General features: G+C 58.9%; 18 protein-coding genes. 17 read left to right on the top strand and 1 reads right to left on the bottom strand.

Going from position 1 to position 24374, the window contains the following annotated elements:
* Positions 1-167: 167 nt before the first annotated feature.
* The 12 genes from serC to AC6I79_RS12475 all read left to right on the top strand — a co-directional run bounded on the left by serC (position 168) and on the right by AC6I79_RS12475 (position 14161).
* A complete protein-coding gene (gene serC / locus AC6I79_RS12530) occupies positions 168-1253 on the top strand; it encodes a 3-phosphoserine/phosphohydroxythreonine transaminase (protein WP_021508348.1) in 1086 nt (361 codons plus the stop codon).
* A gap of 85 nt (positions 1254-1338) precedes the next feature.
* Entirely contained in the window at positions 1339-2625 is a 1287-nt protein-coding gene (gene aroA, locus AC6I79_RS12525; RefSeq protein ID WP_058769547.1) for a 3-phosphoshikimate 1-carboxyvinyltransferase, read from the top strand.
* A 198-nt stretch (positions 2626-2823) separates the two neighbouring features.
* Positions 2824-3504 carry a (d)CMP kinase gene (gene cmk, locus AC6I79_RS12520; RefSeq protein WP_021508346.1) on the top strand — a complete coding sequence of 227 codons (681 nt, stop codon included), beginning with the start codon at positions 2824-2826 and terminating at the stop codon, positions 3502-3504.
* Between the two features lie 122 nt (positions 3505-3626).
* Positions 3627-5300: a 30S ribosomal protein S1 gene (gene rpsA / locus AC6I79_RS12515; RefSeq protein WP_021508345.1), complete on the top strand. Its 1674-nt coding sequence runs from the start codon at positions 3627-3629 to the stop codon at positions 5298-5300.
* A gap of 86 nt (positions 5301-5386) precedes the next feature.
* Positions 5387-5671, top strand: a complete 285-nt coding sequence (gene ihfB, locus AC6I79_RS12510) for an integration host factor subunit beta (protein ID WP_010618275.1) — start codon at positions 5387-5389, stop codon at positions 5669-5671.
* Positions 5672-5903: 232 nt separating this feature from the next.
* Entirely contained in the window at positions 5904-8132 is a 2229-nt protein-coding gene (locus tag AC6I79_RS12505) for a DNA internalization-related competence protein ComEC/Rec2 (protein WP_498027317.1), read from the top strand.
* Between the two features lie 34 nt (positions 8133-8166).
* The gene (gene msbA / locus AC6I79_RS12500; RefSeq protein ID WP_021508343.1) at positions 8167-9915 is read left to right on the top strand and encodes a lipid A ABC transporter ATP-binding protein/permease MsbA; all 1749 of its coding nucleotides are present in this window, start codon (positions 8167-8169) and stop codon (positions 9913-9915) included.
* The gene (gene lpxK / locus AC6I79_RS12495) at positions 9912-10913 is read left to right on the top strand and encodes a tetraacyldisaccharide 4'-kinase (protein ID WP_058775372.1); all 1002 of its coding nucleotides are present in this window, start codon (positions 9912-9914) and stop codon (positions 10911-10913) included. Before msbA ends, lpxK begins: the two co-directional genes overlap by 4 nt.
* Positions 10914-10933: 20 nt before the next feature.
* Complete coding sequence (locus AC6I79_RS12490; RefSeq protein ID WP_021508341.1) at positions 10934-12151, top strand: winged helix-turn-helix domain-containing protein; 1218 nt, start codon at positions 10934-10936, stop codon at positions 12149-12151.
* Between the two features lie 78 nt (positions 12152-12229).
* Positions 12230-12412, top strand: a complete 183-nt coding sequence (locus AC6I79_RS12485) for a Trm112 family protein (protein WP_010618270.1) — start codon at positions 12230-12232, stop codon at positions 12410-12412.
* A complete protein-coding gene (gene kdsB, locus AC6I79_RS12480) occupies positions 12409-13158 on the top strand; it encodes a 3-deoxy-manno-octulosonate cytidylyltransferase (RefSeq protein WP_058757760.1) in 750 nt (249 codons plus the stop codon). Before AC6I79_RS12485 ends, kdsB begins: the two co-directional genes overlap by 4 nt.
* Positions 13159-13267: 109 nt before the next feature.
* Positions 13268-14161: a YcbJ family phosphotransferase gene (locus AC6I79_RS12475; protein WP_021508339.1), complete on the top strand. Its 894-nt coding sequence runs from the start codon at positions 13268-13270 to the stop codon at positions 14159-14161.
* Here the strand turns inward: AC6I79_RS12475 and elyC are convergent.
* A complete protein-coding gene (gene elyC / locus AC6I79_RS12470) occupies positions 14141-14926 on the bottom strand; it encodes an envelope biogenesis factor ElyC (RefSeq protein WP_021508338.1) in 786 nt (261 codons plus the stop codon). The genes AC6I79_RS12475 and elyC overlap by 21 nt on opposite strands.
* Positions 14927-15050: 124 nt before the next feature.
* On the opposite strand from elyC, the gene cmoM reads away from it, so the two are divergent.
* The 5 genes from cmoM (at position 15051) to ldtD (ending at position 24286) form a co-directional block, all read left to right on the top strand.
* On the top strand, positions 15051-15821 hold the full coding sequence (gene cmoM / locus AC6I79_RS12465) for a tRNA uridine 5-oxyacetic acid(34) methyltransferase CmoM (protein ID WP_058769552.1): 771 nt from the start codon (positions 15051-15053) through the stop codon (positions 15819-15821).
* Positions 15822-15832: 11 nt separating this feature from the next.
* The gene (mukF, locus tag AC6I79_RS12460; protein ID WP_058757757.1) at positions 15833-17155 is read left to right on the top strand and encodes a chromosome partition protein MukF; all 1323 of its coding nucleotides are present in this window, start codon (positions 15833-15835) and stop codon (positions 17153-17155) included.
* Positions 17136-17864: a chromosome partition protein MukE gene (mukE, locus tag AC6I79_RS12455; RefSeq protein ID WP_031279857.1), complete on the top strand. Its 729-nt coding sequence runs from the start codon at positions 17136-17138 to the stop codon at positions 17862-17864. Before mukF ends, mukE begins: the two co-directional genes overlap by 20 nt.
* Positions 17861-22327, top strand: a complete 4467-nt coding sequence (mukB, locus tag AC6I79_RS12450) for a chromosome partition protein MukB (protein WP_498027316.1) — start codon at positions 17861-17863, stop codon at positions 22325-22327. The genes mukE and mukB overlap by 4 nt, the downstream gene beginning before the upstream one ends.
* A 156-nt stretch (positions 22328-22483) precedes the next feature.
* The gene (gene ldtD, locus AC6I79_RS12445; protein ID WP_498027315.1) at positions 22484-24286 is read left to right on the top strand and encodes a L,D-transpeptidase; all 1803 of its coding nucleotides are present in this window, start codon (positions 22484-22486) and stop codon (positions 24284-24286) included.
* Positions 24287-24374 lie beyond the last annotated feature (88 nt).

The following is a 24374-nucleotide window of genomic DNA, read 5'->3' as shown; positions in this document are numbered from 1 at the left end:
GGGCTGCCTCACAAAATTCCGTGGCTTATTACATTTGTGACATAAGCTGCGGTGGAGCGGGCTCTGGAAATGTGATCGCTGCCGGATAAATGATTGCAGCCATCCGGAGGCAATGATAAAACCGATGGGGTATTCATAACCGTTCGATATGACAATGGTGAGGGGAAATGGCGCAGGTTTATAATTTTAGCTCCGGACCGGCAATGCTGCCGGTGGAAGTGCTTCGTCGTGCAGAACAAGAACTGACAAACTGGCATGGCTTAGGCACCTCGGTGATGGAAATCAGTCACCGCAGCAAAGAGTTTATTGAAGTCGCGGAAGCGGCGGAGCAGGATTTTCGCGATCTGCTGAAAATCCCGGCCAACTACAAAGTATTATTCTGCCATGGCGGCGCGCGTGCGCAGTTCGCGGCAATCCCGGGCAACCTGCTGGGCGATGCCAGCCGCGCGGATTACATCGACGGCGGCTACTGGGCGCACAGTGCTATTAAAGAAGCAGAAAAATTCTGCTCGCCGAACGCCATTGACATCAAAACCACCCGTGAGGGTAAACGCGCACTGTTACCGATGCGTGAATGGCAGCTCAGCGATGATGCTGCTTATGTGCATTTCTGCCCGAATGAAACCATCGACGGTATTGCCATCGATGAAGAGCCAGACTTCGGCGATAAAGTGGTGGTGGCCGATCTCTCTTCCACCATCCTGTCCCGCCCGCTCGACATCAGCCGCTACGGCGTGATTTATGCCGGCGCGCAGAAGAACATCGGTCCCGCTGGCCTGACGCTGGTGGTAGTGCGTGATGACCTGCTGGGCAAAGCGCAGCGTTGGGTGCCCTCCATTCTCGATTACAAAGTGCTGGCCGAAAACGATTCGATGTTTAACACGCCGCCGACGTTTGCCTGGTATCTCTCCGGCCTGGTGTTCAAATGGCTGAAAGAGAAGGGCGGTGTAGCAGAGATGGACAAGGTTAATCAGGCGAAAGCCGATCTGCTGTACGGCGTGATTGATAGCAGCAGCTTCTACCGTAACGACGTCGCCAGTGAAAACCGTTCCCGGATGAACGTGCCTTTCCAGCTGGCCGATGCTGCGCTGGATAAGGTGTTCCTTGAAGAATCACTGAAGGCGGGCCTGCATGCGCTGAAGGGGCACCGTGTGGTTGGCGGTATGCGTGCCTCGATCTACAATGCGATGCCGCTGGAAGGCGTTAAAGCGCTGACCGAATTCATGGTCGACTTCGAACGTCGTCACGGTTAATTATCTTTTTTAGTGCCAGCCTGCCCGGCTGGCATCAGACCCTGTCACTGGACAGGGTCTCGTATTTCTGGAGATTTGGTTTCACATGCAGGACTCCCTGACTTTACAGCCGATTGCCCGCGTTGACGGCACGGTAAACTTACCGGGCTCAAAAAGCGTATCAAACCGCGCCCTGTTACTGGCCGCGCTGGCGAACGGCACCACGCGCCTGACCAACCTGCTCGACAGCGATGATGTTAAACACATGCTTAATGCGCTGCAGGCGCTGGGCGTCAGCTATACCCTGTCAGCCGATCGCACCGTGTGTGAAGTGGTCGGCAATGGTGGACCGCTGCGTGCCGAACAGCCGCTGGAATTGTTCCTGGGCAATGCCGGAACCGCGATGCGTCCGCTGGCGGCAGCACTGTGCCTCGGCGAGCAGTCGGTGGTGCTGACCGGCGAACCGCGCATGAAAGAGCGTCCGATCGGCCATCTGGTCGATGCGTTACGGCAGGGCGGCGCGCGCATTGATTACCTCGAACAAACCGACTATCCGCCGCTGCGTCTGAACGGCGGATTTACCGGCGGCGAAGTCAGTGTCGATGGCAGCGTTTCCAGCCAGTTCCTGACGGCGCTGCTGATGACCGCGCCGCTGGCACAGAACGACACCACGATCACCATCAAAGGCGAGCTGGTTTCCAAACCCTACATTGATATCACTCTGCACCTGATGCGTTGCTTTGGCGTGGACGTTGATAATCAGCACTATCAGCGCTTTGTGGTGAAAGGTCAGCAGCAGTATCAGTCGCCAGGTGATTATCTGGTGGAAGGCGATGCGTCGTCAGCGTCCTATTTCCTTGCCGCTGCGGCAATCAGAGGCGGCACGGTGCGCGTTACCGGGATTGGCCGCAACAGTGTGCAGGGCGACATCCGTTTTGCCGATGTGCTGGAGAAGATGGGAGCGGTGATCGAGTGGGGCGACGATTATATTGCCTGCACGCGCGGTGCGCTGAACGCCATTGATATGGACATGAACCATATTCCGGATGCGGCAATGACAATCGCTACCACCGCGCTGTTTGCCGAAGGCACCACGCTGATGCGCAACATCTATAACTGGCGCGTAAAGGAGACCGATCGCCTGGCGGCCATGGCGACCGAGTTGCGTAAAGTCGGGGCGGAAGTGGAAGAGGGGCACGATTTTATTCGCGTCACACCGCCTGCGCAGTTACAGCACGCCGATATCGGCACGTACAACGATCACCGTATGGCGATGTGTTTCTCGCTGGTTGCGCTGTCCGACACGCCGGTAACCATTCTCGATCCCGGCTGTACGGCGAAAACCTTCCCGGATTACTTCCAGCAGCTGGCAAAAATCAGCCACGCATCCTAATCCGCCAGCCCGGTACCGCTGTGCCGGGCTTCTGAACCCTCTGCTGGCCTCACTGGCGGGAAATTGTTCTGAAACTGTCGAAATTTCTGGCGCTGTCTACGCTAAAGGGTAACCAAGCGGACGCGGGCAGCGTATAATGCCGCGCAATCCAGACAGCCAAGAAGGCTGATCATCAGCACGCAGCAACAGGAGAGAACAATGACGGCAATCGCCCCGGTAATTACCATTGATGGCCCAAGCGGCGCGGGTAAAGGGACTTTATGTAAAGCGATGGCGGAGTCGTTGCAGTGGCACCTGCTGGATTCAGGGGCTATTTATCGCGTACTGGCTCTGGCCGCGCTGCATCATCAGGTGGATATCGAGTCGGAAGAAGCGCTGGTGCCTATGGCGGCGCACCTTGACGTGCGTTTTCTGTCGGTAGACGGTGAAATGCAGGTAGTGCTGGAAGGTGAGGATGTCACCGGCGAAATCCGCACCCAGGAAGTGAGCAATACGGCGTCGCGCGTGGCGGCATTTCCGCGCGTGCGTGAAGCCTTGCTGCGCCGACAGCGTGCTTTCCGCGAGGAGCCGGGTTTAATCGCCGATGGACGAGATATGGGCACCGTGGTTTTCCCGGACGCGCCCGTTAAAATTTTCCTCGATGCCAGCTCCGAAGAGCGTGCGCATCGCCGTATGCTACAGTTGCAGGAAAAGGGCTTTAGTGTTAACTTTGATCGCCTTTTATCCGAGATAAAGGAACGCGACGACCGCGATCGTAACCGCGCCATCGCGCCTTTAGTGCCAGCCGCTGATGCTCTGGTGCTGGATTCAACCAGCATGACCATTGAGCAAGTGATTGAAAAGGCACTAGATTATGCCCGCCAGAAGCTGGGCATTTAATCTTTTCGGCGACCGAATTGTAGTAACCCTGTGCCAGGGAAGCGGTGCAGGGCATGTGAAACAACCCCATCCGACAATGACGTCAGGTGGACGTTAAATTGAAGAATCCTAAGATTATCAATATGACTGAATCTTTTGCTCAACTCTTTGAAGAGTCCCTGAAAGAAATCGAAACCCGTCCGGGTTCCATCGTTCGTGGCGTCGTTGTTGCTATCGACAAAGACGTCGTGCTGGTTGATGCGGGTCTGAAATCTGAATCTGCTATCCCTGCAGAACAGTTCAAGAACGCAGCCGGCGAACTGGAAATCCAGGTGGGCGACGAAGTTGACGTTGCTCTGGATGCAGTAGAAGACGGCTTCGGTGAAACCCTGCTGTCCCGTGAGAAAGCTAAACGTCACGAAGCTTGGATCACGCTGGAAAAAGCTTACGAAGACGCTGAAACTGTTACCGGTGTTATCAACGGCAAAGTTAAAGGTGGCTTCACAGTTGAGCTGAACGGTATTCGTGCGTTCCTGCCAGGTTCACTGGTTGACGTTCGTCCGGTCCGCGACACCCTGCACCTGGAAGGCAAAGAGCTTGAATTCAAAGTAATCAAGCTTGATCAGAAGCGTAACAACGTCGTGGTTTCTCGCCGCGCGGTTATCGAATCTGAAAACAGCGCTGAGCGTGATCAGCTGCTGGAAAACCTGCAGGAAGGCATGGAAGTCAAAGGTATCGTTAAGAACCTCACTGACTACGGCGCATTCGTTGACCTGGGTGGCGTTGACGGCCTGCTGCACATCACCGATATGGCGTGGAAGCGCGTTAAGCATCCAAGCGAAATCGTCAACGTGGGCGACGAAATCACTGTTAAAGTGCTGAAGTTCGACCGCGAGCGTACTCGTGTATCTCTGGGCCTGAAACAGCTGGGCGAAGATCCATGGGTTGCTATCGCTAAGCGTTATCCGGAAGGTACCAAACTGACCGGTCGCGTGACCAACCTGACTGACTACGGCTGCTTCGTTGAAATCGAAGAAGGCGTTGAAGGCCTGGTACACGTGTCTGAAATGGACTGGACCAACAAAAACATCCACCCATCTAAAGTTGTCAACGTAGGTGATGTGGTTGAAGTTATGGTTCTGGACATCGACGAAGAGCGTCGTCGTATCTCCCTGGGTCTGAAGCAGTGCAAATCTAACCCATGGCAGCAGTTCGCAGAGACCCACAACAAAGGCGATCGCGTTGAAGGTAAAATCAAGTCAATCACTGACTTCGGTATCTTCATCGGCCTGGACGGTGGCATCGACGGTCTGGTTCACCTGTCTGACATCTCCTGGAACGCGACTGGCGAAGAAGCCGTTCGTGAGTACAAGAAAGGCGACGAAATCGCTGCCGTTGTACTGCAGGTTGACGCAGAGCGTGAGCGTATTTCTCTGGGCGTGAAGCAGCTGGCTGAAGATCCATTCAACAACTACATCACCCTGAACAAGAAAGGCGCAATCGTGACGGGTAAAGTCACTGCAGTTGACGCTAAAGGTGCTACAGTAGAATTAGCTGACGGCGTAGAAGGTTACCTGCGCGCTTCTGAAGCTTCTCTGGACCGCATCGAAGACGCCACTCAGGTTCTGAGCGTAGGCGACGACGTTGAAGCGAAATTCACCGGCGTTGACCGTAAGAACCGCGTTGTGAGCCTGTCTGTTCGTGCTAAAGACCAGGCTGACGAGAAAGAAGCTATCAACACTGTTAACACCAAACAGGAAGATGGCAACTTCTCTAACGCAATGGCTGAAGCGTTCAAAGCGGCTAAAGGCGAGTAATCGACCCGAAGCACCGGACGGTGAAAATCGTCCGGTTTCGGTAAAAGCTGTCATACCTTTCCAAACAGGGATTAACCGGAGGTTACATGACCAAGTCAGAACTGATTGAAAGACTTGCTGGCCAGCATACTCATATCCCGGCGAAAGTCGTTGAGGATGCGGTCAAAGAGATGCTCGAGCACATGGCCACTACGCTGGCCCAGGGCGAGCGCATTGAAATCCGGGGATTCGGCAGCTTTTCTTTGCACTACCGCGCACCGCGCACTGGTCGTAACCCGAAAACGGGTGACAAAGTGGAACTGGAAGGTAAATACGTTCCCCACTTCAAGCCAGGCAAAGAATTGCGTGACCGTGCAAATATCTACGGCTAAGCCGTTACCGAACGATAAAAACGACACCCTTAGGTGTCGTTTTTTTTTGCCTCGCATTCAGGTTTGCGATCCTGCTTCCATGTTGCTGTTCATTTCCTGCAACCACCATAAACTGCGCGTAATCCCTCTCTGAAATCGACATTTAACCACATGCTTTTCCCTCTGCCAGCGCGCACAATCCGCGGCAATGACAGAAGAGGGCGTGCGCGTGACAATAACAGTGGTAGCCAGAATGATGCTCCTCGCGGCGCTGCCGCTGGGTATGCTGCCGCAGATCCCTGCTTACAGCACCATTGTGCTGCTGTTAATAAGCGCACTGTTGCTGGCGTGTACGTCAGTAATGTTTTTGCGCTACGCCGGACTGGGCTTGCTGCTGTTGAGCTGGGCACTGATCGAGGCGCGTCAGACGGTCGATACCCTCGAGCAACTGACCGTGGCACCGGTGGCGGCCACGCTTCAGATAACGGCAGTGAATCCCGCGAAGAACCAGCTCACGGCGCAGGTAATCCGGGCAGGTGACCGCTACGTCTTTCCACCGTTGTTTGTCACGCTGCGTAATGTCAGCGATGAGGTCGCCTGGTGTGCCGGACAGCGCTGGCAGATGCAGCTGCGGCTACGTGCGGTGCACGCCCGGCTCAACGAGGGCGAATTTGATCTGCAGCGTTTTGCCATTGCTAACCACAGCGCGCTGCAGGGGCGTATTGTCCGCCAGCAGGCTGAGTCTCTGCGCTGCAGCTGGCGGACGCGTTTTATCGATCATCATCTGGCGCGTTTCACCGGGTTAACGCAGCCCGCAATAATACAGGCACTGGCCTTTGGCGTGCGTGATGCGATGACCCCGGCCCAGCGAGCCTTGCTGCGCGAAACCGGTACCGCACACCTGATGGCCATCTCCGGCATGCATATCGCGCTGGCGGCCAGCGTAGGCTGGCTACTGGCGCGCGTCATTCAGTTAGTGTTACCTGCCAGGCAAATCGGCTATCTGATGCCGCTGCTGATCAGCGGGTTAACAGCGGCAGCCTATTGCTGGATCTCCGGCAGTCATCCGCCGGCACAGCGCGCGATGCTGGCGTTAACGCTGTGGCTGGCGAAGCGTATAGCTGGCTGGCAGCTGAGCAACTGGCAGGTGTGGACGCTCTGCGTGGGGAGTTTGTTATGGCTTGATCCGCTGACGGTGCTGTCAGAGAGCTTCTGGCTGTCGGCGCTGGCCGTGGCGATGCTGATACTGTGGTTTCAGTGGTTTCCTCTGCCGCCACGTTTCCGCCAGCCGCGCCGCTGGCTCATGCTGCGACTGCTGCATCTGCAATTGGGCTTGATGATTCTGATGGCGCCGCTGCAGATCTTTCTGTTCCACGGGCTCAGCCTCAGCGCGCTAGTGGCCAACCTGCTGGCGGTTCCGGTAGTGTCGCTGATTACCGTGCCGTTGATTCTGCTGGCGATGCTGTTGCCGCTGCCTGCAATCGCCATTCCGCTATGGCAGCTGGCCGACCTGTCGGTCAGCCTGGTGATGCAGGGGCTGGCGTGGCTGCCCGCCGGCTGGTGGCGCTGGAGCGATACGCTGCCGGCGGTGCTGCTGCTCTGGGCCGGGCTGGCGCTGTGGCGCAGCGGCTTGCTCGCGAAGGCGCTGATGCCCTGCTGCGCGCTGTTGCTCTTGCTGTGGCTCTGGCGCAGCAATGCCCAGCAGGACGACTGGCAGATTGACATGATCGATGTCGGACATGGTCTGGCGGTGGCGATAAGCCAGGGAAATGAGGTGATGCTGTATGACAGCGGACCCGGCTGGGCAGAGGACAATGCGGGCGGGCGGGTTTTGTTACCCTGGCTGCAATACACCGGGCGCCAACTGCAAGGGGTGATCCTGAGCCACAAGCATCTCGATCACCGTGGTGGATTAGCCGCGCTGCAACAGGCGCAGCCTGGTCTGCGCGTCCGCAGCGCGCTCGGCGAGCCCGGGCATCTGCCGTGCTATCGCGGCCAGCAGTGGCAGTGGGGGCGTTTGCACTTTCACGCGCTATGGCCGCCGCGCGCGCAGACCGCCGGGCAAAATAACGACTCCTGCGTGGTGCGCGTGGATGATGGTCAGTTCAGCCTGTTACTGACCGGGGACATCGAGCTGGAGGCGGAGCGCAAGCTGGTCGCCCTGGAAAAGGGCGGCTTACAATCCACTGTTATCCAGGTGCCCCATCATGGCAGCCGGAGCTCCTCCGGCCCTTTACTGTTACGGAGTGTTGCCGGGCAGGCGGCGCTGGCTTCGCTGGCGCGCTATAACGCCTGGCGTATGCCCGCCGTCGCCGTGGTCCAGCGTTACCGCGAGCAGGGCTATCGCTGGTATGACACTGCGCAATCAGGCCAGATTCACATCGCGATACGGCAGGGTCGCTGGCAGATTAAGGGGTTAAGAGAGCAAATAATCCCCCGCTGGTATCATCAGTGGTTTGGCGTCAAACGCGATTCCAGGTAGAATGAGCGGCTATTTCAAACAGCGTGAATAAATAATGCATCAAGACAAAGACCTCTCAACGTGGCAGACATTTCGCCGACTCTGGCCGATGATTGCACCGCACAAGGCTGGCCTGATTGTGTCCGCCGTGGCGCTGATACTCAATGCGGCAGGCGACACCCTAATGCTCTCCCTGTTGAAACCTTTACTGGATGATGGTTTCGGCAAAGCCGACAAATCCGTTCTGCTGTGGATGCCGCTGGCGGTCATCGGCCTGATGCTGATCCGCGGCGTAACCAGTTATATCTCCAGTTACTGCATCTCATGGGTCTCCGGCAATGTGGTGATGAACATGCGCCGTCGCCTGTTCGGCCACATGATGGGCATGCCGGTTGCGTTCTTTGACCAGCAGTCTACCGGTACGCTGCTGTCGCGGATTACCTATGATTCTGAACAGGTGGCCTCTTCCTCTTCCAGCGCGCTGGTGACGGTGGTACGCGAAGGCGCATCGATCATTGGCCTGTTCATCATGATGTTTTACTACAGCTGGCAGCTGTCACTGATTCTGATCCTGCTGGCGCCGCTGGTCTCTTTTGCCATCCGCACCGTATCCAAGCGTTTCCGCAGCATCAGTAAAAATATGCAGAACACCATGGGGCAGGTAACCACCAGTGCTGAGCAGATGCTGAAAGGGCACAAAGAAGTACTGATTTTTGGCGGACAGGAAGTAGAAGCTGAGCGTTTCTCGCAGGTGAGCAATAAAATGCGCCAGCAGGGCATGAAACTGGTTTCGGCCTCTTCGATTTCCGATCCGGTAATCCAGCTGATCGCGTCGCTGGCGCTGGCTTTTGTGCTGTATGCGGCCAGCTTCCCGAGCGTGATGGATACCCTGACTGCCGGTACCATTACCGTGGTGTTCTCGTCGATGATCGCCCTGATGCGCCCGCTGAAATCGCTGACCAACGTCAACGCCCAGTTCCAGCGCGGCATGGCGGCCTGTCAAACGCTGTTCACTATTCTGGATAGCGAGCAGGAGATCGACAACGGCAAGCGCGAAATCACGCGTGCAAAAGGGGACGTTGAATTCCGCAACGTGACCTTTACCTATCCGGGCCGCGACATTCCGGCGCTGCGTGATATTAATCTCACGCTGCCCGCGGGTAAAACCGTGGCGCTGGTGGGCCGCTCCGGCTCGGGTAAATCCACCATGGCCAGCCTGCTGACGCGTTTTTACGATATCAACGAGGGCGAGATTCTGCTGGATGGCCACGACCTGCGGGAATACACCCTGCGCTCGCTGCGTAATCAGGTGGCGCTGGTCTCGCAAAATGTCCATCTGTTCAACGACACCATCGCCAATAACATCGCTTATGCGCGCAACGGTGAATATACCCGCGAGCAAATCGAGCAGGCGGCGACCATGGCGCACGCTATGGACTTCATCAACAAGATGGATAACGGTCTTGATACGGTCATTGGTGAAAATGGCGTGCTGCTGTCTGGCGGCCAGCGTCAGCGTATCGCCATTGCTCGTGCGCTGCTGCGTGACTGCCCGATTTTGATTCTCGACGAAGCCACTTCGGCGCTGGATACCGAATCCGAGCGTGCCATCCAGTCGGCGCTGGACGAGCTGCAGAAGAACCGCACGTCGCTGGTGATTGCGCACCGTCTCTCCACCATTGAAAAGGCCGACGAAATCGTGGTGGTCGAGGATGGGCGAATCGTGGAACGCGGTACCCATGAGGTGCTGCTGGCGCAGAAAGGCGCTTACGCGCAGCTGCACAAACTGCAGTTCGGTCAATGATTGAACGTATCTGGAGCGGACGCTCGCCGCTGTGGCTGCTGTTGTGGCCGCTGAGTCTGCTGTATGGCGCTATCACCTGGCTGATTCGCCTAAGCTATCAGCGCGGCTGGCGTACCCGCTGGCGCGCGCCCTGTCCGGTCATTGTCGTTGGCAACCTGACCGCGGGCGGCAACGGTAAAACACCGCTGGTGATTTGGCTGGTGCAGGCGCTGCAACAGCAGGGGCTGCGTCCGGGTGTGGTGTCGCGCGGTTACGGTGGTAAAGCGGAACGCTATCCGCTGCTGGTCAATCAGGATAGCGCGACGGAACAGGCTGGTGATGAACCGGTGCTGATCGCCCAGCGCACTCAGGTGCCGGTGGCAGTGGCACCGCAACGCCGGCTGGCAATCGAGGCCCTGCTGGCGGCGCATCCGCTGGATGTGATTGTGACGGATGATGGCCTGCAGCACTATGCGTTAGAGCGCGATCGCGAAATCGTGGTGGTGGATGGCGTGCGCCGCTTTGGCAACGGCTGGTGGTTACCGGCCGGACCGATGCGTGAACGCGCATCGCGGCTGGAGCAGGTTGATGCCGTGGTGGTCAACGGGGGCAGCGCGCAGGCTGGCGAGATCGCCATGACGCTGCAGCCGGGTCTGGCGGTCAATTTGCTGACCGGTGAACAGGCTGCGCTGACGCAGCTGCCGCCAGTTGTCGCGATGGCCGGCATCGGTCATCCGCCGCGTTTCTTCACTACGCTGCAGCAGCAGGGCGTGCAGCCGGTGGCAGAGATCGCCTTTGCCGATCACCACGCTTACAGCGAAGAAGAGTTACGCAGCCTGACTCAGGATGCACAGTGCCTGCTGATGACGGAAAAAGACGCGGTCAAGTGCCGCCATTTTGCCCGCGCTAACTGGTGGTATCTGCCGGTGGATGCGCATCTGGCGGGCGCGCCGCTGGCCGCATTACTGGCCGATCTGACGCAACTCTGTACAGCTGCGCGCGACGCCCGGTCGCGCTAACCATCCAAAGGGACGACGTAATGACCAGCACGCATTCCCTCTCTCTGCAAACCGCCCGCAACCTGCACCTCTCTGCCCAGGGCCTGCTACGCCCGCCGCGCCGTCAGGCGCGTTTTGCCGATATTCACGCCTGTGTGCGGCAGATGTCGCTGCTGCAAATCGATACGATTAATGTGGTCGCGCGCAGTCCGTATCTGGTGCTGTTCAGCCGGCTGGGCGCTTTTCCTGCTGAGTGGCTGGAGCAAACGCTGGCGGCGGGCGCACTGTTTGAATACTGGGCGCATGAAGCCTGTTTTATCCCTTTTGAAGATTATCCGCTGCTGCGTCACCGCATGCTGGCACCGCAGCGCCTGGGCTGGAAATACAATCAGCAATGGGTGGATCAGCATCAGCAGGAGATCGCCGATCTGCTGCAACATATCGCCGCCACCGGTCCGGTTCGCGCCGCTGATTTTGCCAGCGACAAGCACACCAAACCCGGCTGGTGGGCGTGGAAGCCGCACAAGCGACATCTGGAGAACCTGTTTAGCGCCGGTGAACTGATGGTTGTCGGGCGCCGTAACTTCCAGCGCGTCTACGATCTGCGTAGCCGGGTGATGCCGCACTGGCGCGACGAGCAGCATGCGCTGAGCGAGAACGAGGCGGTGATGCAGATGCTGGAGCACAGCGCGCGCAGCCTCGGCATTTTCCGCGCCAGCTGGCTGGCCGATTACTACCGGCTGAAACGTGCGCCCATCGCACTCTGGCTGGCGCAGGCCGCTGAGCAGGGAGTGATTCAGCGCGTCGAGGTTGAGCAACTGGGTGAGATGTGGCTGCACCATACACTGCTGCCGCAACTTGCGCAGCCGCAGGCCGCCACGCACAGCGCGCTGCTGTCACCGTTTGATCCGGTGGTATGGGATCGCCGCCGCGCGCTTGAGTTGTTTAATTTTGATTACCGCATCGAGTGCTATACGCCGGAGCACAAACGTAAATACGGCTACTTTGTCCTGCCGCTGCTGCACCGCGGCGTACTGAAAGGGCGCGTCGATGCCAAAATGGATCGCCAGGCGCAGCGCCTGATTCTGCGAGCCTTCTGGCTGGAGCCCGGCGTGCGGATGAGCCAGCAGTTTCTCGCCGATGTGCATAAAGCCATTAACCGCTTCGCCGCCTGGCAGGGCGCCAGCGAAGTGGTGCTGGAAAACGCGCCTGATGCGCTGCGGGCCGCCTGGTCCACGCGCTGGCACGTCAGCATATAAGCCGATGGCGGCGCGCCGTCCCTGATTGCGCTATGGTATGCTAATCCTCTGACGTATCGGTCCTGAAAGGAGAAAAGTATGGATCACCGTTTACTTGAGATTGTGGCCTGTCCGGTCTGCAACGGAAAACTGTATTACAACAAAGAGCAGCAGGAGTTGATCTGCAAACCCGACGGCCTGGCGTTTCCGGTGCGAGACGGTATTCCGGTATTGCTGGAAGTAGAAGCGCGCACCCTGTCCGTTGAAGAGATTCATCCATGAGTTTCGTGGCGATTATTCCGGCACGCTACGCCTCCACGCGCCTGCCGGGCAAACCGCTGCTGGATATTCACGGTAAACCGATGGTGGTGCACGTGATGGAGCGTGCACGCGAGTCCGGTGCTGAGCGGGTGATTGTGGCCACCGATCATCCTGACGTGGCGGCGGCGGTGACCGCTGCCGGCGGGGAAGTCTGCATGACGCGCGCCGACCACCAATCTGGTACCGAGCGTCTGGCCGAGGTGATTGAAAAGTATCAGTTTGCTGACGATACCATCATCGTGAACGTGCAGGGCGACGAGCCGATGATTCCGGCCGAGATTGTGCGTCAGGTCGCGGACAATCTGGCCCAGGCGGATGCCGGCATGGCCACGCTGGCGGTACCGATTCACGAGGCAGAAGAGGCGTTCAATCCCAACGCGGTAAAAGTGGTCACCGATGCCAGCGGTTATGCGCTCTATTTTTCACGTGCGACCATTCCGTGGGATCGCGAACGTTACGCGCAGTCGCGTGAGCAGATTGGCGATACGCTGCTGCGCCACATCGGTATCTACGCCTATCGCGCCGGTTTCATCCGTCGCTATGTGGCATGGCAACCCTGTGCGCTGGAGCAGATCGAGTTGCTGGAGCAGCTGCGCGTGCTGTGGTACGGCGAAAAGATTCACGTGGCGGTAGCGGCCACCGTGCCGAGCGTCGGTGTGGATACGCCGGACGATCTGCTGCGCGTGCGTGAAGCGATGCAGGCATAATCGTCAGCGGCCAGCGACCCGGCTGGCCGCAAAGTTTGATCTGGCGCTAAGTTTCGCGCCGTCATGACCTCCAGGATGGTGCAATGAGTTAACTCCGGAGGACTCTTCCATGGAACAACTCCGTGCAGAACTGGCGCTGGTGCTGGGCGAAGGCGTCAGCCGGCTGGAAACCATCAGCGAACAGGCACAATCGCGTCTTTACGCCCTCTATGATGACCACGGCAAGCCGATGCCGCTGGTGGCCAAATATTTTCGTCATCAGGGACGCGCCGCGCTCGAAGCGAAAAAACTCACCATGCTGGCGCATGAAGGGCTGATTACGCTGCCCACGGTGTACGGCCTGGTTTTGAGTCAGCAACCACCGGCGCATGAAATGCTGCTGCTGGCGCGCTTAAATGGCGTATCGGCCGAAGCGCCGGCGCGCACGGCAGCGCGCTGGGAGCAGCTGTGTGAACAGATTGTCGAAGGGCTGCTGGCGTGGCATCGCATTGACAGCCATGGCCTGGTCGGCAGCGTTGACAGCGTGCAGGAAAATCGCTGGCCGGCATGGTATCGCCAGCGGGTGGAAGTGCTGTGGTCCACGCTGGGCTATCTGTCGCCCCCCGGATTTACCCACGCCGATCGTCAGATTCTGTTTCGCAGCCGCGAACAGCTGGCGCAGTTGTTTGCCGGCTTTGACGACCCGTGCGTGCTAATGCACGGCAATCTGCGTCTCGCCAGTATGCTGAAAGACCCGCACAGCGATCAGCTGGTGGCGATGACCCAGCCGGGCACCATTTTGTGGGCACCGCGTGAGTATGAGCTGATGCGCCTGGCGGAAAACGGTGCTGAAGCATCGCTGCTGCAGCACTATTTACAGCGTGCGCCGGTGGATGACGGTTTCGTCTGGCGCCGCTGGCTCTATCAGCTGTGGGATTGCGTTGACACGCTGGTCAGCAGCGGCCAGTTTGACCGGCCGCGCTTTGACCATGCCCGCGCTCAGCTACTCCCCTGGCTCGGCTGAAGGTTCGCCACTGCCGCGCAGCCGCTGCCAGATCAGCCCCAGCGTTTCGTACACCGCGCGCTGGCTATGGCTGAGCCACAGCGGCGAGGGCAGCGTGCGATCCCAGACGCTGATCGGTGAGGTGATCGCCAGCTGGTTAGCCGGTGCCGGTAGCGGATTCAGGCCGGCGCTCTGGAAAAAGTGCATGGCGCGTGGCAGATGGTTGGCAGACGTCACCAGCAGAAACGGATGCTGCCCGATGGTCTGCTTCACCGCCAGCGCTTCTTCGCCGGTGTCATGCGGCTGATCCAGCACGATGATGGCATCGTCGGGCACGCCAAGGCTGCGCGCCACGTCGGCGGCAACGCTGGCGTTACTGCGCGGATTGTAGCCCGCAGCGGCACCGGTGAAGATCATTTTGGCCTGAGGATAGCGTCGCCACTGGCGAACGCCTTCGGTCACGCGCGGCAGGCTGTTGTTCAGCAGGTTGGAGCTTGGTGCCCACTGCCGGTTATAGGTGTAACCCCCGCCCAGCACCACGATATAGTCCACCGGCTCGCTGCCATTCCACGTGGCATACTGGTTTTCCAGCGGGGCCAGCAGCCGATCGGCCACCGGTTGCAGACTCAACAGTAACAGCATCAGCCAGCTCAATGAGATAAGGATTTTGCCGCTTTTTTGCCAGCGGCTGAACCAGAGCAGTAAAAGTCCTGCCGCCATAAGCGTTAACAGCAATGGCAAAGGCAGTAGCATCGCGCCAATCCATTTTTTTAAGGCAAAAAACATCGAAAACGTCTCCTTTTGTCCGAAAAAACAGCAGCCAGACAGTTACTGCGGCATGAAAGGTTCATTCTTGTCGAGCCTGTGACAAAATAGCACAAGTTGAATGCATCAAAGCGGAGCCATCACCATGCAGGATCGTAACTTTGACGATCTGGCGGATAAATTCTCGCAAAATATTTATGGCACCCGTAAAGGCCAGGTGCGTCAGGCGATCATCTGGGATGAGCTGAACGCCATTCTGCCGACGCTGCCCGCTGGCCCGCTGACGGTGCTGGATGCCGGTGGTGGCGTCGGTCAGATCTCCAGCGGCCTCGCCGCGCAGGGGCATCAGGTACTGCTGTGCGACCTGTCGGGCGAGATGCTTAAGCTGGCCGCCGCCCATGCGCACAGCGCAGGTGTGAGCCACAACATGCAATTCAAACAAATTAGCGCGCAGCAGGTTGGCGAACATTTGGATAAGCCGGTGGATCTGGTATTGTTTCACGCTGTGCTTGAGTGGGTGGCGGATCCGCTGGCGGTGCTGCAGGCGCTGTGGCATACGCTGAAACCCGGTGGTGTGCTGTCGCTGATGTTTTATAACGCGCACGGCCTGACGTTCCGCACTCTGACGCTCGGCAATTTCGGCTATCTGCGCGCCAACATGAACAAGCGCAAAAAACGCACGCTGTCACCGGATTTCCCCCGCGATCCTGACGATGTACAGCGCTGGCTGACGCAGTGCGGATTTATCACCGAGCAGCGTGCCGGTATCCGCGTGTTCAGTGACTACATGAAGCCGCAGCCCGGCGCCGGGAAGAGCGTTGAGGAAATTATTGAGATGGAACGGCGCTACTGTCGTCAGGAGCCCTTTTTGAGTTTAGGGCGCTATATCCACGTGACTGCGCGCAAACCCAGGTAGAAGGATCAACTATGAGCGAATTTTCCCAGACGGTCCCCGAACTGGTGGCATGGGCGCGCAAGAATGACTTTTCCCTTGCGCTGCCGGTAGAACGTCTGGCGTTTTTGCTGGCCATCGCCACCCTCAACGGGGAGCGCATGGACGGCGAGATGAGTGAAGGTGAGCTGATTGACGCCTTTCGTCACGTCAGCAAAGCGTTTGAACAAACCCACGAAACCGTTCAGGTCCGTGCCAACAACGCCATCAACGACATGGTGCGTCAGCGCCTGCTTAACCGTTTTACCAGCGAGCTGACCGAAGGTCACGCCATCTATCGTCTGACGCCACTGGCGATCGGCATCACCGACTATTACATCCGCCAGCGCGAATTTTCCACGCTGCGCCTGTCGATGCAGCTGTCGATTGTTGCGCAGGAGCTGAAGCGCGCCGCCGACGCCGCCGAGGAAGATGGCGACGAATTTCACTGGCATCGCAACGTCTTTGCGCCGCTGAAATATTCGGTCGCGGAAATCTTCGACAGCATCGACATGACGCAGCGCCTGATGGACGAACAGCAGCAGGCGGTAAAAAGCGATATCGCCGATCTGCTGAATAAAGACTGGCGCGCGGCCATCTCCAGCTGTGAGCTGCTGCTGTCGGAGACCTCCGGCACGCTGCGCGAACTGCAGGATACGCTGGAAGCGGCAGGCGACAAGCTGCAGGCTAATCTGCTGCGGATTCAGGACGCCACGCTGAGCAGCCCGGATCTGGGCTTCGTCGACAAGCTGGTGTTTGACCTGCAAAACAAGCTCGATCGCATTATCAGCTGGGGCCAGCAGGCCATCGATCTGTGGATCGGTTACGACCGCCACGTGCACAAATTTATTCGTACCGCCATCGACATGGATAAAAACCGCGTGTTCGCGCAGCGTTTACGCCAGTCGGTGCAGAACTATTTCGATCAGCCGTGGGCGCTGACCTACGCCAATGCCGACCGTCTGTATGACATGCGCGATGAAGAGATGACGCTGCGTAACGACGAGGTGATGGGCGAGCTGCCGCCGGAGATGGAGTACGAAGAGTTTAACGAAATCCGCGAGCAGCTGGCGGCGATGATTGAAGAAGCGCTGCAGATTTACAAGCAGCAGCAGAAGCCGCTGCATCTCGCCACGGTGATGCGTGACTATCTGGCGCAGTATCCCCGCGCGCGTCACTTCGACCTCGCACGCATCGTCATCGATCAGGCGGTGCGACTCGGCGTGGCCGAAGCCGATTTAGCCGGTCTGCCTGCGGAATGGCAGACCATTAATGATTACGGAGCTAAGGTGCAGGCACATGTCATCGACAAATATTGAACAAGTGATGCCGGTCAAACTGGCGCTGGCACTGGCAAACCCGATTTTTCCCGCGCTCGATAGCCAGTTACGCGCCGGCCGCCACATTGGTATTGAAGAGCTGGATAATCACGCTTTTCTGATGGATTACCAGCCGTTTCTGGAAGAGTTTTATGCGCGCTACAACGTTGAGCTGATCCGCGCACCGGAAGGTTTTTTCTATCTGCGTCCGCGCTCAACCACGCTGATCCCGCGCTCGGTGCTGTCCGAGCTCGACATGATGGTGGGTAAAATTCTCTGTTATCTCTACCTGAGCCCGGAGCGGCTGGCCAACGAGGGCATTTTCACCCAGCAGGAGCTGTACGACGAGCTGCTGTCGCTGGCGGATGAAAGCAGGTTGCTGAAGCTGGTTAACCAGCGCTCCACCGGGTCGGACCTGGATCGCGCCAAATTGCAGGAGAAGATGCGTGCGTCGCTCAGCCGTCTGCGCCGTCTCGGCATGGTGTGGTTTATGGGCAACGACAGCAGCAAGTTCCGCATCATGGAGTCCGTTTTCCGCTTTGGTGCGGATGTGCGCAGCGGTGACGATGCACGTGAAGCGCAGCTGCGCCTGATTCGTGACGGTGAAGCGATGACGCTGGAGAACGCACCGGTCGCCAGTGAGAGCGACGAGGCAGAAAATGACAGCGAACACGACGCGAGCGAGCGCGCGGAGGATGAACAGGCATGATTGAACGCGGTAAATTTCGATCGCTCACGCTGATCAACTGGAACGGTTTCTTTGCCCGCACCTTTGATCTGGATGAGCTGGTCACCACGCTGTCCGGCGGTAACGGTGCCGGTAAATCGACCACCATGGCGGCGTTTGTTACGGCACTGATTCCGGACTTAACCCTGCTGCATTTCCGTAACACCACTGAAGCCGGTGCCACGTCCGGCTCGCGCGACAAGGGCCTGCACGGCAAACTGCGCGCGGGCGTCTGCTATGCGGTGCTGGATGTGGTCAACTCGCGCCATCAGCGCGTGGTGGCTGGCGTGCGCCTGCAGCAGGTGGCCGGACGCGATAAGAAAGTCGACATCAAGCCGTTCAGTATTCACGGCCTGCCGACCGATACGCTGCCAACCGATATGCTGACCGAAATTCTCGGCAGCCGTCAGGCGCGCGTGCTGCCGCTGGCAGAAGTGAAGGAGCGGGTGGAAGCGCAGGAGGGCGTGCAGTTCCGCCAGTTCAGCTCGGTCACGGACTACCATGCCATGATGTTTGAGCTCGGCGTGGTGCCGCGTCGTCTGCGCACCGCCGGCGATCGCAGCAAATTCTATCGCCTGATCGAAGCTTCGCTGTATGGCGGTATCTCCAGCGCCATTACCCGCTCGCTGCGCGATTACCTGCTGCCGGAAAACGGTGGCGTGCGTAAAGCGTTCCAGGATATGGAAGCGGCGCTGCGCGAAAACCGCATGACGCTGGAAGCGATTCGCGTCACGCAGTCGGATCGCGATCTGTTTAAGCATCTGATCTCTGAAGCCACCAGCTACGTTTCTGCCGACTACATGCGCCACGCCAACGAGCGTCGCATCCATCTCGACGGTGCGCTGCAGCTGCGTAACGAGCTGTTCACCAGCCGCAATCAGCTGGCATCGGAACAGTATCGTCACATCGAAATGGCGCGCGAACTCTCTGAGCACAACGGCGCAGAGAGCGATCTGGAAGCTGATTATCAGGCGGCGAGCGATCACCTTAATCTGGTCCAGACAGCGATGCGTCAGCAGGAGAAGATCGCGCGTTACGACGCCGATCTGGAAGAGCTGACCTACCGTCTTGAAGAGCAGAATGAAGTGGTGGCCGAAGCGCGTGAGGTGCAGGAAGAGAACGAAGCGCGCGCTGAAGCGGCGGAAATTGAAGTCGACGAGCTGAAAAGCCAGCTGGCCGATTTTCAGCAGGCGCTTGATGTGCAGCAAACCCGCGCCATTCAGTATCAGCAGGCGCTGCAGGCGCTGGAAAAAGCGCGGGCGCAGTGCCAGCTGCCGGACCTCACCATCGACAACGCCGCAGAGTGGCAGGAAACCTTCCAGGCGCGCGAAGAAGAGGCCACCGAACGGCTGCTGCGCCTGGAGCAGAAGCTGAGCGTGGCGGAAGCGGCGCACAGCCAGTTTGAACAGGCGCTGGCGCTGGTCACCAGTATTGCTGGCGAGGTAAGCCGGCAGGATGCGTGGCAGGTCGGGCGCGAATTGCTGCGCGATGCCGCTAACCAGCGCCATCATGCCGAACAGCTCTCTTCGCTGCGTCTGCGTCTCAACGAACTGGAAACCCGCCTACGCGAGCAGCATGACGCCGAACGTCTGCTGGCCGACTTCTGTAAACGTCAGGGCCAGCATTATGACGCTGACGCGCTGGAAGGCCTGCAGCGTGAACTGGAAGCGCAGATAGAGCAGCTGAACGAAAGCGTGGCCGACGCCGGTGAACGCCGCATGCTGATGCGCCAGGAGCTGGAGCAGCTGCGCGAGCGCATCACTGCGCTGACCGCGCGGGCACCGCACTGGCTGGCGGCGCAGGAGATTCTTACCCAGCTGAGCGAGCAGACCGGCCAGACGCTGAGCAGCAGCCAGCAGATCACCGAATATATGCAGCAGCTGCTGGAGCGCGAGCGTGAAACCACCGTTGAGCGTGATGAAGTGGCGGCGCGCAAGCGTGAAGTCGAGCAGCAGATTGCGCGACTCAGCCAGCCGGGCGGCGCGGAAGATGCGCGCCTGACTCAGCTGGCGGAACGGTTTGGCGGCGTGCTGCTGTCAGAAATTTACGATGACGTGACGCTGGATGATGCGCCGTACTTCTCCGCGCTGTATGGCCCATCGCGCCACGCCATTGTGGTACCGGACCTGTCGCTGGTGCGCGAGATGCTCGACGGCCTGGAAGAGTGTCCGGAAGATCTCTATCTGATCGAAGGCGATCCGCAGTCGTTTGATGACAGCGTCTTTAGCGTCGACGAGCTGGAAAATGCGGTCGTTGTCAAAGTGGCGGAGCGCCAGTGGCGTTATTCGCGCTTCCCGAAAGTGCCGCTGTTTGGTCGCGCGGCGCGGGAAAATCAGCTGGAGCTGTTGAACAATGAGCGCGACCAGCTGGCCGAACGTTTTGCCACACTGTCGTTTGACGTGCAGAAAACCCAGCGTCTGCATCAGTCGTTTAGCCGCTTTATCGGCAGCCACCTGGCGGTGGCCTTCGACGAAGATCCGGAAGCGCAGATGCGTCAGCTCAACAGTCGTCGGGGCGAGCTGGAGCGTGCGCTGGCGCAGCACGAGAATGACAACCAGCAGCAGCGTGCTCAGTTCGAGCAGGCAAAAGAGGGTGTGGCGCAGCTCAACCGCCTGCTGCCGCGCGTTAACCTGTTGCTTGACGACTCGCTGGCCGACCGCTGCGAAGAGATTCGTGAGCGGGTGGAAGAAGCCCAGGAAGCCGCGCGCTTCCTGCATCAGCACGGCGCGAAACTCAGCAAACTGGAGCCGCTGGTGGCGGTGCTGCAGAGCGATCCGCAGCAGCACGAACAGCTGACGCGTGATTATCAGCAGGCGCAGCAGCAGCAGCGCGAAGCGCGTCAGCAGGCATTTGCCCTGACCGAAGTGGTGCAGCGCCGCGCGCACTTCAGCTATGAAGATTCGGCCGACATGCTGACCGGTAACAGCGATCTCAACGAAAAACTGCGCCAGCGTCTGGAGCAGGCGGAAGGCGAACGCAGCTGCGCGCGCGAACGCCTGCGCGAGCATCAGACGCAGCTGACGCAGTATTCCCAGGTGCTGGCGTCGCTGAAGAGTTCGTACGACGCCAAGCGCGACATGCTGAAAGAGTTGCAGCAGGAGATGCAGGATATTGGCGTGCACGCCGATGCCAGCGCCGAGGAGCGCGCGCGCAGCCGGCGTGACGAACTCTACACGGCGCTCAGCCACAACCGTGCGCGTCGCAATCAGCTGGAGAAACAGCTCACCTTCTGCGAAGCCGAGATGGATAGCCTGCAGAAGAAGCTGCGCAAGCTGGAGCGCGATTATCACCTGATGCGTGAGCAGGTCGTCAGCGCCAAAGCGGGCTGGTGCACCGTGCTGCGTCTGGTGAAAGAGAACGGCGTCGAGCGCCGTCTGCATCGCCGCGAACTGGCTTACCTGAGCGGCGACGAGCTGCGCTCGATGTCGGATAAAGCCCTCGGCGCGCTGCGCCTGGCGGTCGCGGATAACGAACACCTGCGCGATGTGCTGCGCATGTCGGAAGATCCAAAACGGCCGGAGCGCAAGATTCAGTTCTTTATCGCCGTTTATCAGCATCTGCGTGAACGTATCCGTCAGGACATTATCCGCACCGATGACCCGGTCGAAGCCATCGAACAAATGGAGATTGAGCTGAACCGCCTGACCGAAGAGCTGACGGCGCGTGAGCAGACGCTGGCGATCAGCTCGCGCAGCGCGGCCAATATCATCCGCAAAACCATTCAGCGCGAGCAGAACCGCATCCGTCAGCTGAACCAGGGCTTGCAGGCGGTGAGCTTTGGCCAGGTGCGCAGCGTGCGGCTGAACGTCAACGTACGCGAAACGCACGCCATGCTGCTGGATACGCTGTCGGAAGAGCATGAACAGCATCAGGATCTGTTTACCAGCAATCGCCTCACGTTCTCGGAAGCGCTGGCGAAGCTGTATCAGCGTCTCAATCCGCAGATTGATATGGGCCAGCGCACGGCGCAGACCATCGGTGAAGAGCTGCTCGACTACCGCAACTACCTTGAGATGGAAGTGGAAGTGAACCGCGGCTCAGACGGCTGGCTGCGCGCCGAAAGCGGGGCGCTGTCGACCGGTGAAGCGATCGGTACCGGTATGTCGATTCTGGTGATGGTGGTGCAGAGCTGGGAAGAGGAGTCACGGCGTCTGCGCGGTAAAGATATTTCACCGTGCCGCCTGCTGTTCCTCGATGAAGCCGCGCGTCTTGATGCGCGCTCCATCGCCACGCTGTTCGAACTGTGCGAGCGTCTGGAAATGCAGCTGGTGATCGCCGCGCCGGAGAATATCAGTCCGGAAAAAGGCACCACTTATAAGCTGGTACGTAAAGTCTTTAACAATACGGAGCATGTGCACGTGGTCGGACTGCGCGGTTTCTCCGCCGATCCGACGCCGGTGAAACAGGAAAATCCCGGCGCAGGCGTGGCCACTGAAAATAGCTAGCAGCAAATCTGGTTAAAAATTCAGGCTGCGGTTAATCTGTAAACGGCATCGGCCCTGCGAGGCGGATGCCGTTTTTTATTTTATACTCAACCATAAGAGTACAGGCGGTACACGGCGTTTTCAGGATGCTGTGTCTTTGGTAAGAAGGGGGCAGGGATGTTGCTGAACAAGAAGAGCAGAGTTAATCGTGCTGCAATAGCACTCAGTTTGTCACTGATGGCGGCACCGCTGACTATCAGCCAGGCGGCAGACGTCGGCGCGCTGCCGCACAGCACGCTGTCTGTAGCTGCCAGCCAGCAGCAAATTCAGCAGGCATTTAGCCCCAGCGAACGACCCTTTTATCTGCCCGGCCTCGCCGGCATCTATGCGGCACGCAACATGGCGCCGCTGTGGCAGGATCGCGACGCCGTGCAGGCTTTCCAGCAGCAGCTGGCAGAAGTGGCGCTCTCCGGCGTACAGCCGCAGTTTACCCGCTGGGTAGAGTTGCTCACTAATCCGGATATCAAAGGCTTCGCGCGGGACGTGGTGCTGAGCGACGCTATGCTTGGCTATCTGCAGTTTGTCGCTAACGTACCGACCCAGGGCGAAACCTGGCTGTACAGCAATGTGCCGTACAAGCTGACCATGCCGTCACTCTCCGCCATCAATCAGTGGCAGAATGCGGTGAACGGCGGCGGCAGCCGCGCCTTTGTGGTGTCGCTGCAGCCGCAGCATCCGCAGTACGCACCGATGCACAGCGCGTTAAAAGCGTTGCTGACCGATAACCGGCCGTGGCCGCAGCTGCGCGACAAGGGCACGCTGCGCCCGGGTCAGATCAGCGATGATGTGCCGGCGCTGCGTGAGATTCTGCAGCGCACCGGGATGCTGACCGGCACGCATAGCGCGACGCCCACGCCAGCCGACGATGCCGTCCCGACGGCGCCGCAGCCGGTGAGTCAGAGCGATCAGCCCGTGACCGTCAGTCCGTCGGCCACCAGCGTCAGCGATCTGCCGGCGCAGGTACCGCAGGCCAGCGGCAACATCAGCACGCTAACCCCGGCTGCCAGCAATAATGTCTACGACAACACGCTGGTGGAGGGGGTAAAACGCTTCCAGCACTGGCAGGGACTGGCAGACGACGGTGCCATCGGCCCGCGTACCCGCGAGTGGCTGAATGTTTCGCCGCAGATGCGTGCGGCGCTGCTGGCGCTGAATATCCAGCGTCTGCGTCTGCTGCCGGATGATATGCATAACGGCATCATGGTGAATATCCCCAACTATTCACTCACATATTACAACAACGGCAACACCATTCTGTCATCGCGGGTGATTGTCGGTCGTCCGGACCGCAAAACGCCGCTGATGCGCAGCGCGCTCAATAATGTGGTGCTCAATCCACCGTGGAACGTGCCCACCACGCTGGTGCGCCAGGATATCGTGCCGAAGGTGAAGCAGGATCCGAGCTATCTGTATAAGCACGGCTACACGCTGCTGTCGGGCTGGAGCGCTGATGCGGAAGTGATCGACCCGTCGATGATTGACTGGCACATGGTGTCCGCCGCCAGTTTCCCGTATCGCATTCGTCAGGCGCCGGGAGCCAGCAACTCGCTGGGCCGCTATAAATTCAACATGCCGAGTTCAGACGCGATTTATCTGCATGACACGCCGAATCATGGCCTGTTCCAGCGTGATATCCGCGCGCTCAGCTCCGGCTGCGTGCGCGTTAACAAAGCTTCTGAACTGGCCGATCTGCTATTGCAGGATGCGGGCTGGAACGACAGCCGTATCTCTGACACGCTGAAGCAGGGCGATACGCGCTACGTGCCGATTCGCCATCGCATTCCGGTCAATCTCTACTACCTTACGGCCTGGGTGGCGGACGACGGCCAGCCGCAGTATCGTACAGATATTTACAATTATGATAACCCGGCGCGCTCCGGCAGCCAGGTGCTGACCAAAGCGGGGCAGCTGCTGCTCTAAGCGTTGATTTCCCTGTTATCCTTCCTTTAAAGAAAATGGCAAGACCGGTCTGGAAAATTGATTTCAGACCGGTCTTGCGCATTCTGTG

The sequence above is a fragment of the gamma proteobacterium symbiont of Scutellera amethystina genome (assembly GCF_059730845.1).
The sequence above is the reverse complement of the archived record's forward strand: the minus strand, read 5'-3'. Positions and strand labels throughout refer to the sequence as shown.

Bases quoted from the DNA above. Each gene is read 5' to 3' on its own strand.
- serC (WP_021508348.1), top strand. From the start codon at position 168: ATGGCGCAGGTTTATAATTTTAGCTCCGGACCGGCAATGCTGCCGGTG.
- aroA (WP_058769547.1), top strand. From the start codon at position 1,339: ATGCAGGACTCCCTGACTTTACAGCCGATTGCCCGCGTTGACGGCACG.
- cmk (WP_021508346.1), top strand. From the start codon at position 2,824: ATGACGGCAATCGCCCCGGTAATTACCATTGATGGCCCAAGCGGCGCG.
- rpsA (WP_021508345.1), top strand. From the start codon at position 3,627: ATGACTGAATCTTTTGCTCAACTCTTTGAAGAGTCCCTGAAAGAAATC.
- ihfB (WP_010618275.1), top strand. From the start codon at position 5,387: ATGACCAAGTCAGAACTGATTGAAAGACTTGCTGGCCAGCATACTCAT.
- AC6I79_RS12505 (WP_498027317.1), top strand. From the start codon at position 5,904: ATGATGCTCCTCGCGGCGCTGCCGCTGGGTATGCTGCCGCAGATCCCT.
- msbA (WP_021508343.1), top strand. From the start codon at position 8,167: ATGCATCAAGACAAAGACCTCTCAACGTGGCAGACATTTCGCCGACTC.
- lpxK (WP_058775372.1), top strand. From the start codon at position 9,912: ATGATTGAACGTATCTGGAGCGGACGCTCGCCGCTGTGGCTGCTGTTG.
- AC6I79_RS12490 (WP_021508341.1), top strand. From the start codon at position 10,934: ATGACCAGCACGCATTCCCTCTCTCTGCAAACCGCCCGCAACCTGCAC.
- AC6I79_RS12485 (WP_010618270.1), top strand. From the start codon at position 12,230: ATGGATCACCGTTTACTTGAGATTGTGGCCTGTCCGGTCTGCAACGGA.
- kdsB (WP_058757760.1), top strand. From the start codon at position 12,409: ATGAGTTTCGTGGCGATTATTCCGGCACGCTACGCCTCCACGCGCCTG.
- AC6I79_RS12475 (WP_021508339.1), top strand. From the start codon at position 13,268: ATGGAACAACTCCGTGCAGAACTGGCGCTGGTGCTGGGCGAAGGCGTC.
- elyC (WP_021508338.1), bottom strand. From the start codon at position 14,926: ATGTTTTTTGCCTTAAAAAAATGGATTGGCGCGATGCTACTGCCTTTG.
- cmoM (WP_058769552.1), top strand. From the start codon at position 15,051: ATGCAGGATCGTAACTTTGACGATCTGGCGGATAAATTCTCGCAAAAT.
- mukF (WP_058757757.1), top strand. From the start codon at position 15,833: ATGAGCGAATTTTCCCAGACGGTCCCCGAACTGGTGGCATGGGCGCGC.
- mukE (WP_031279857.1), top strand. From the start codon at position 17,136: ATGTCATCGACAAATATTGAACAAGTGATGCCGGTCAAACTGGCGCTG.
- mukB (WP_498027316.1), top strand. From the start codon at position 17,861: ATGATTGAACGCGGTAAATTTCGATCGCTCACGCTGATCAACTGGAAC.
- ldtD (WP_498027315.1), top strand. From the start codon at position 22,484: ATGTTGCTGAACAAGAAGAGCAGAGTTAATCGTGCTGCAATAGCACTC.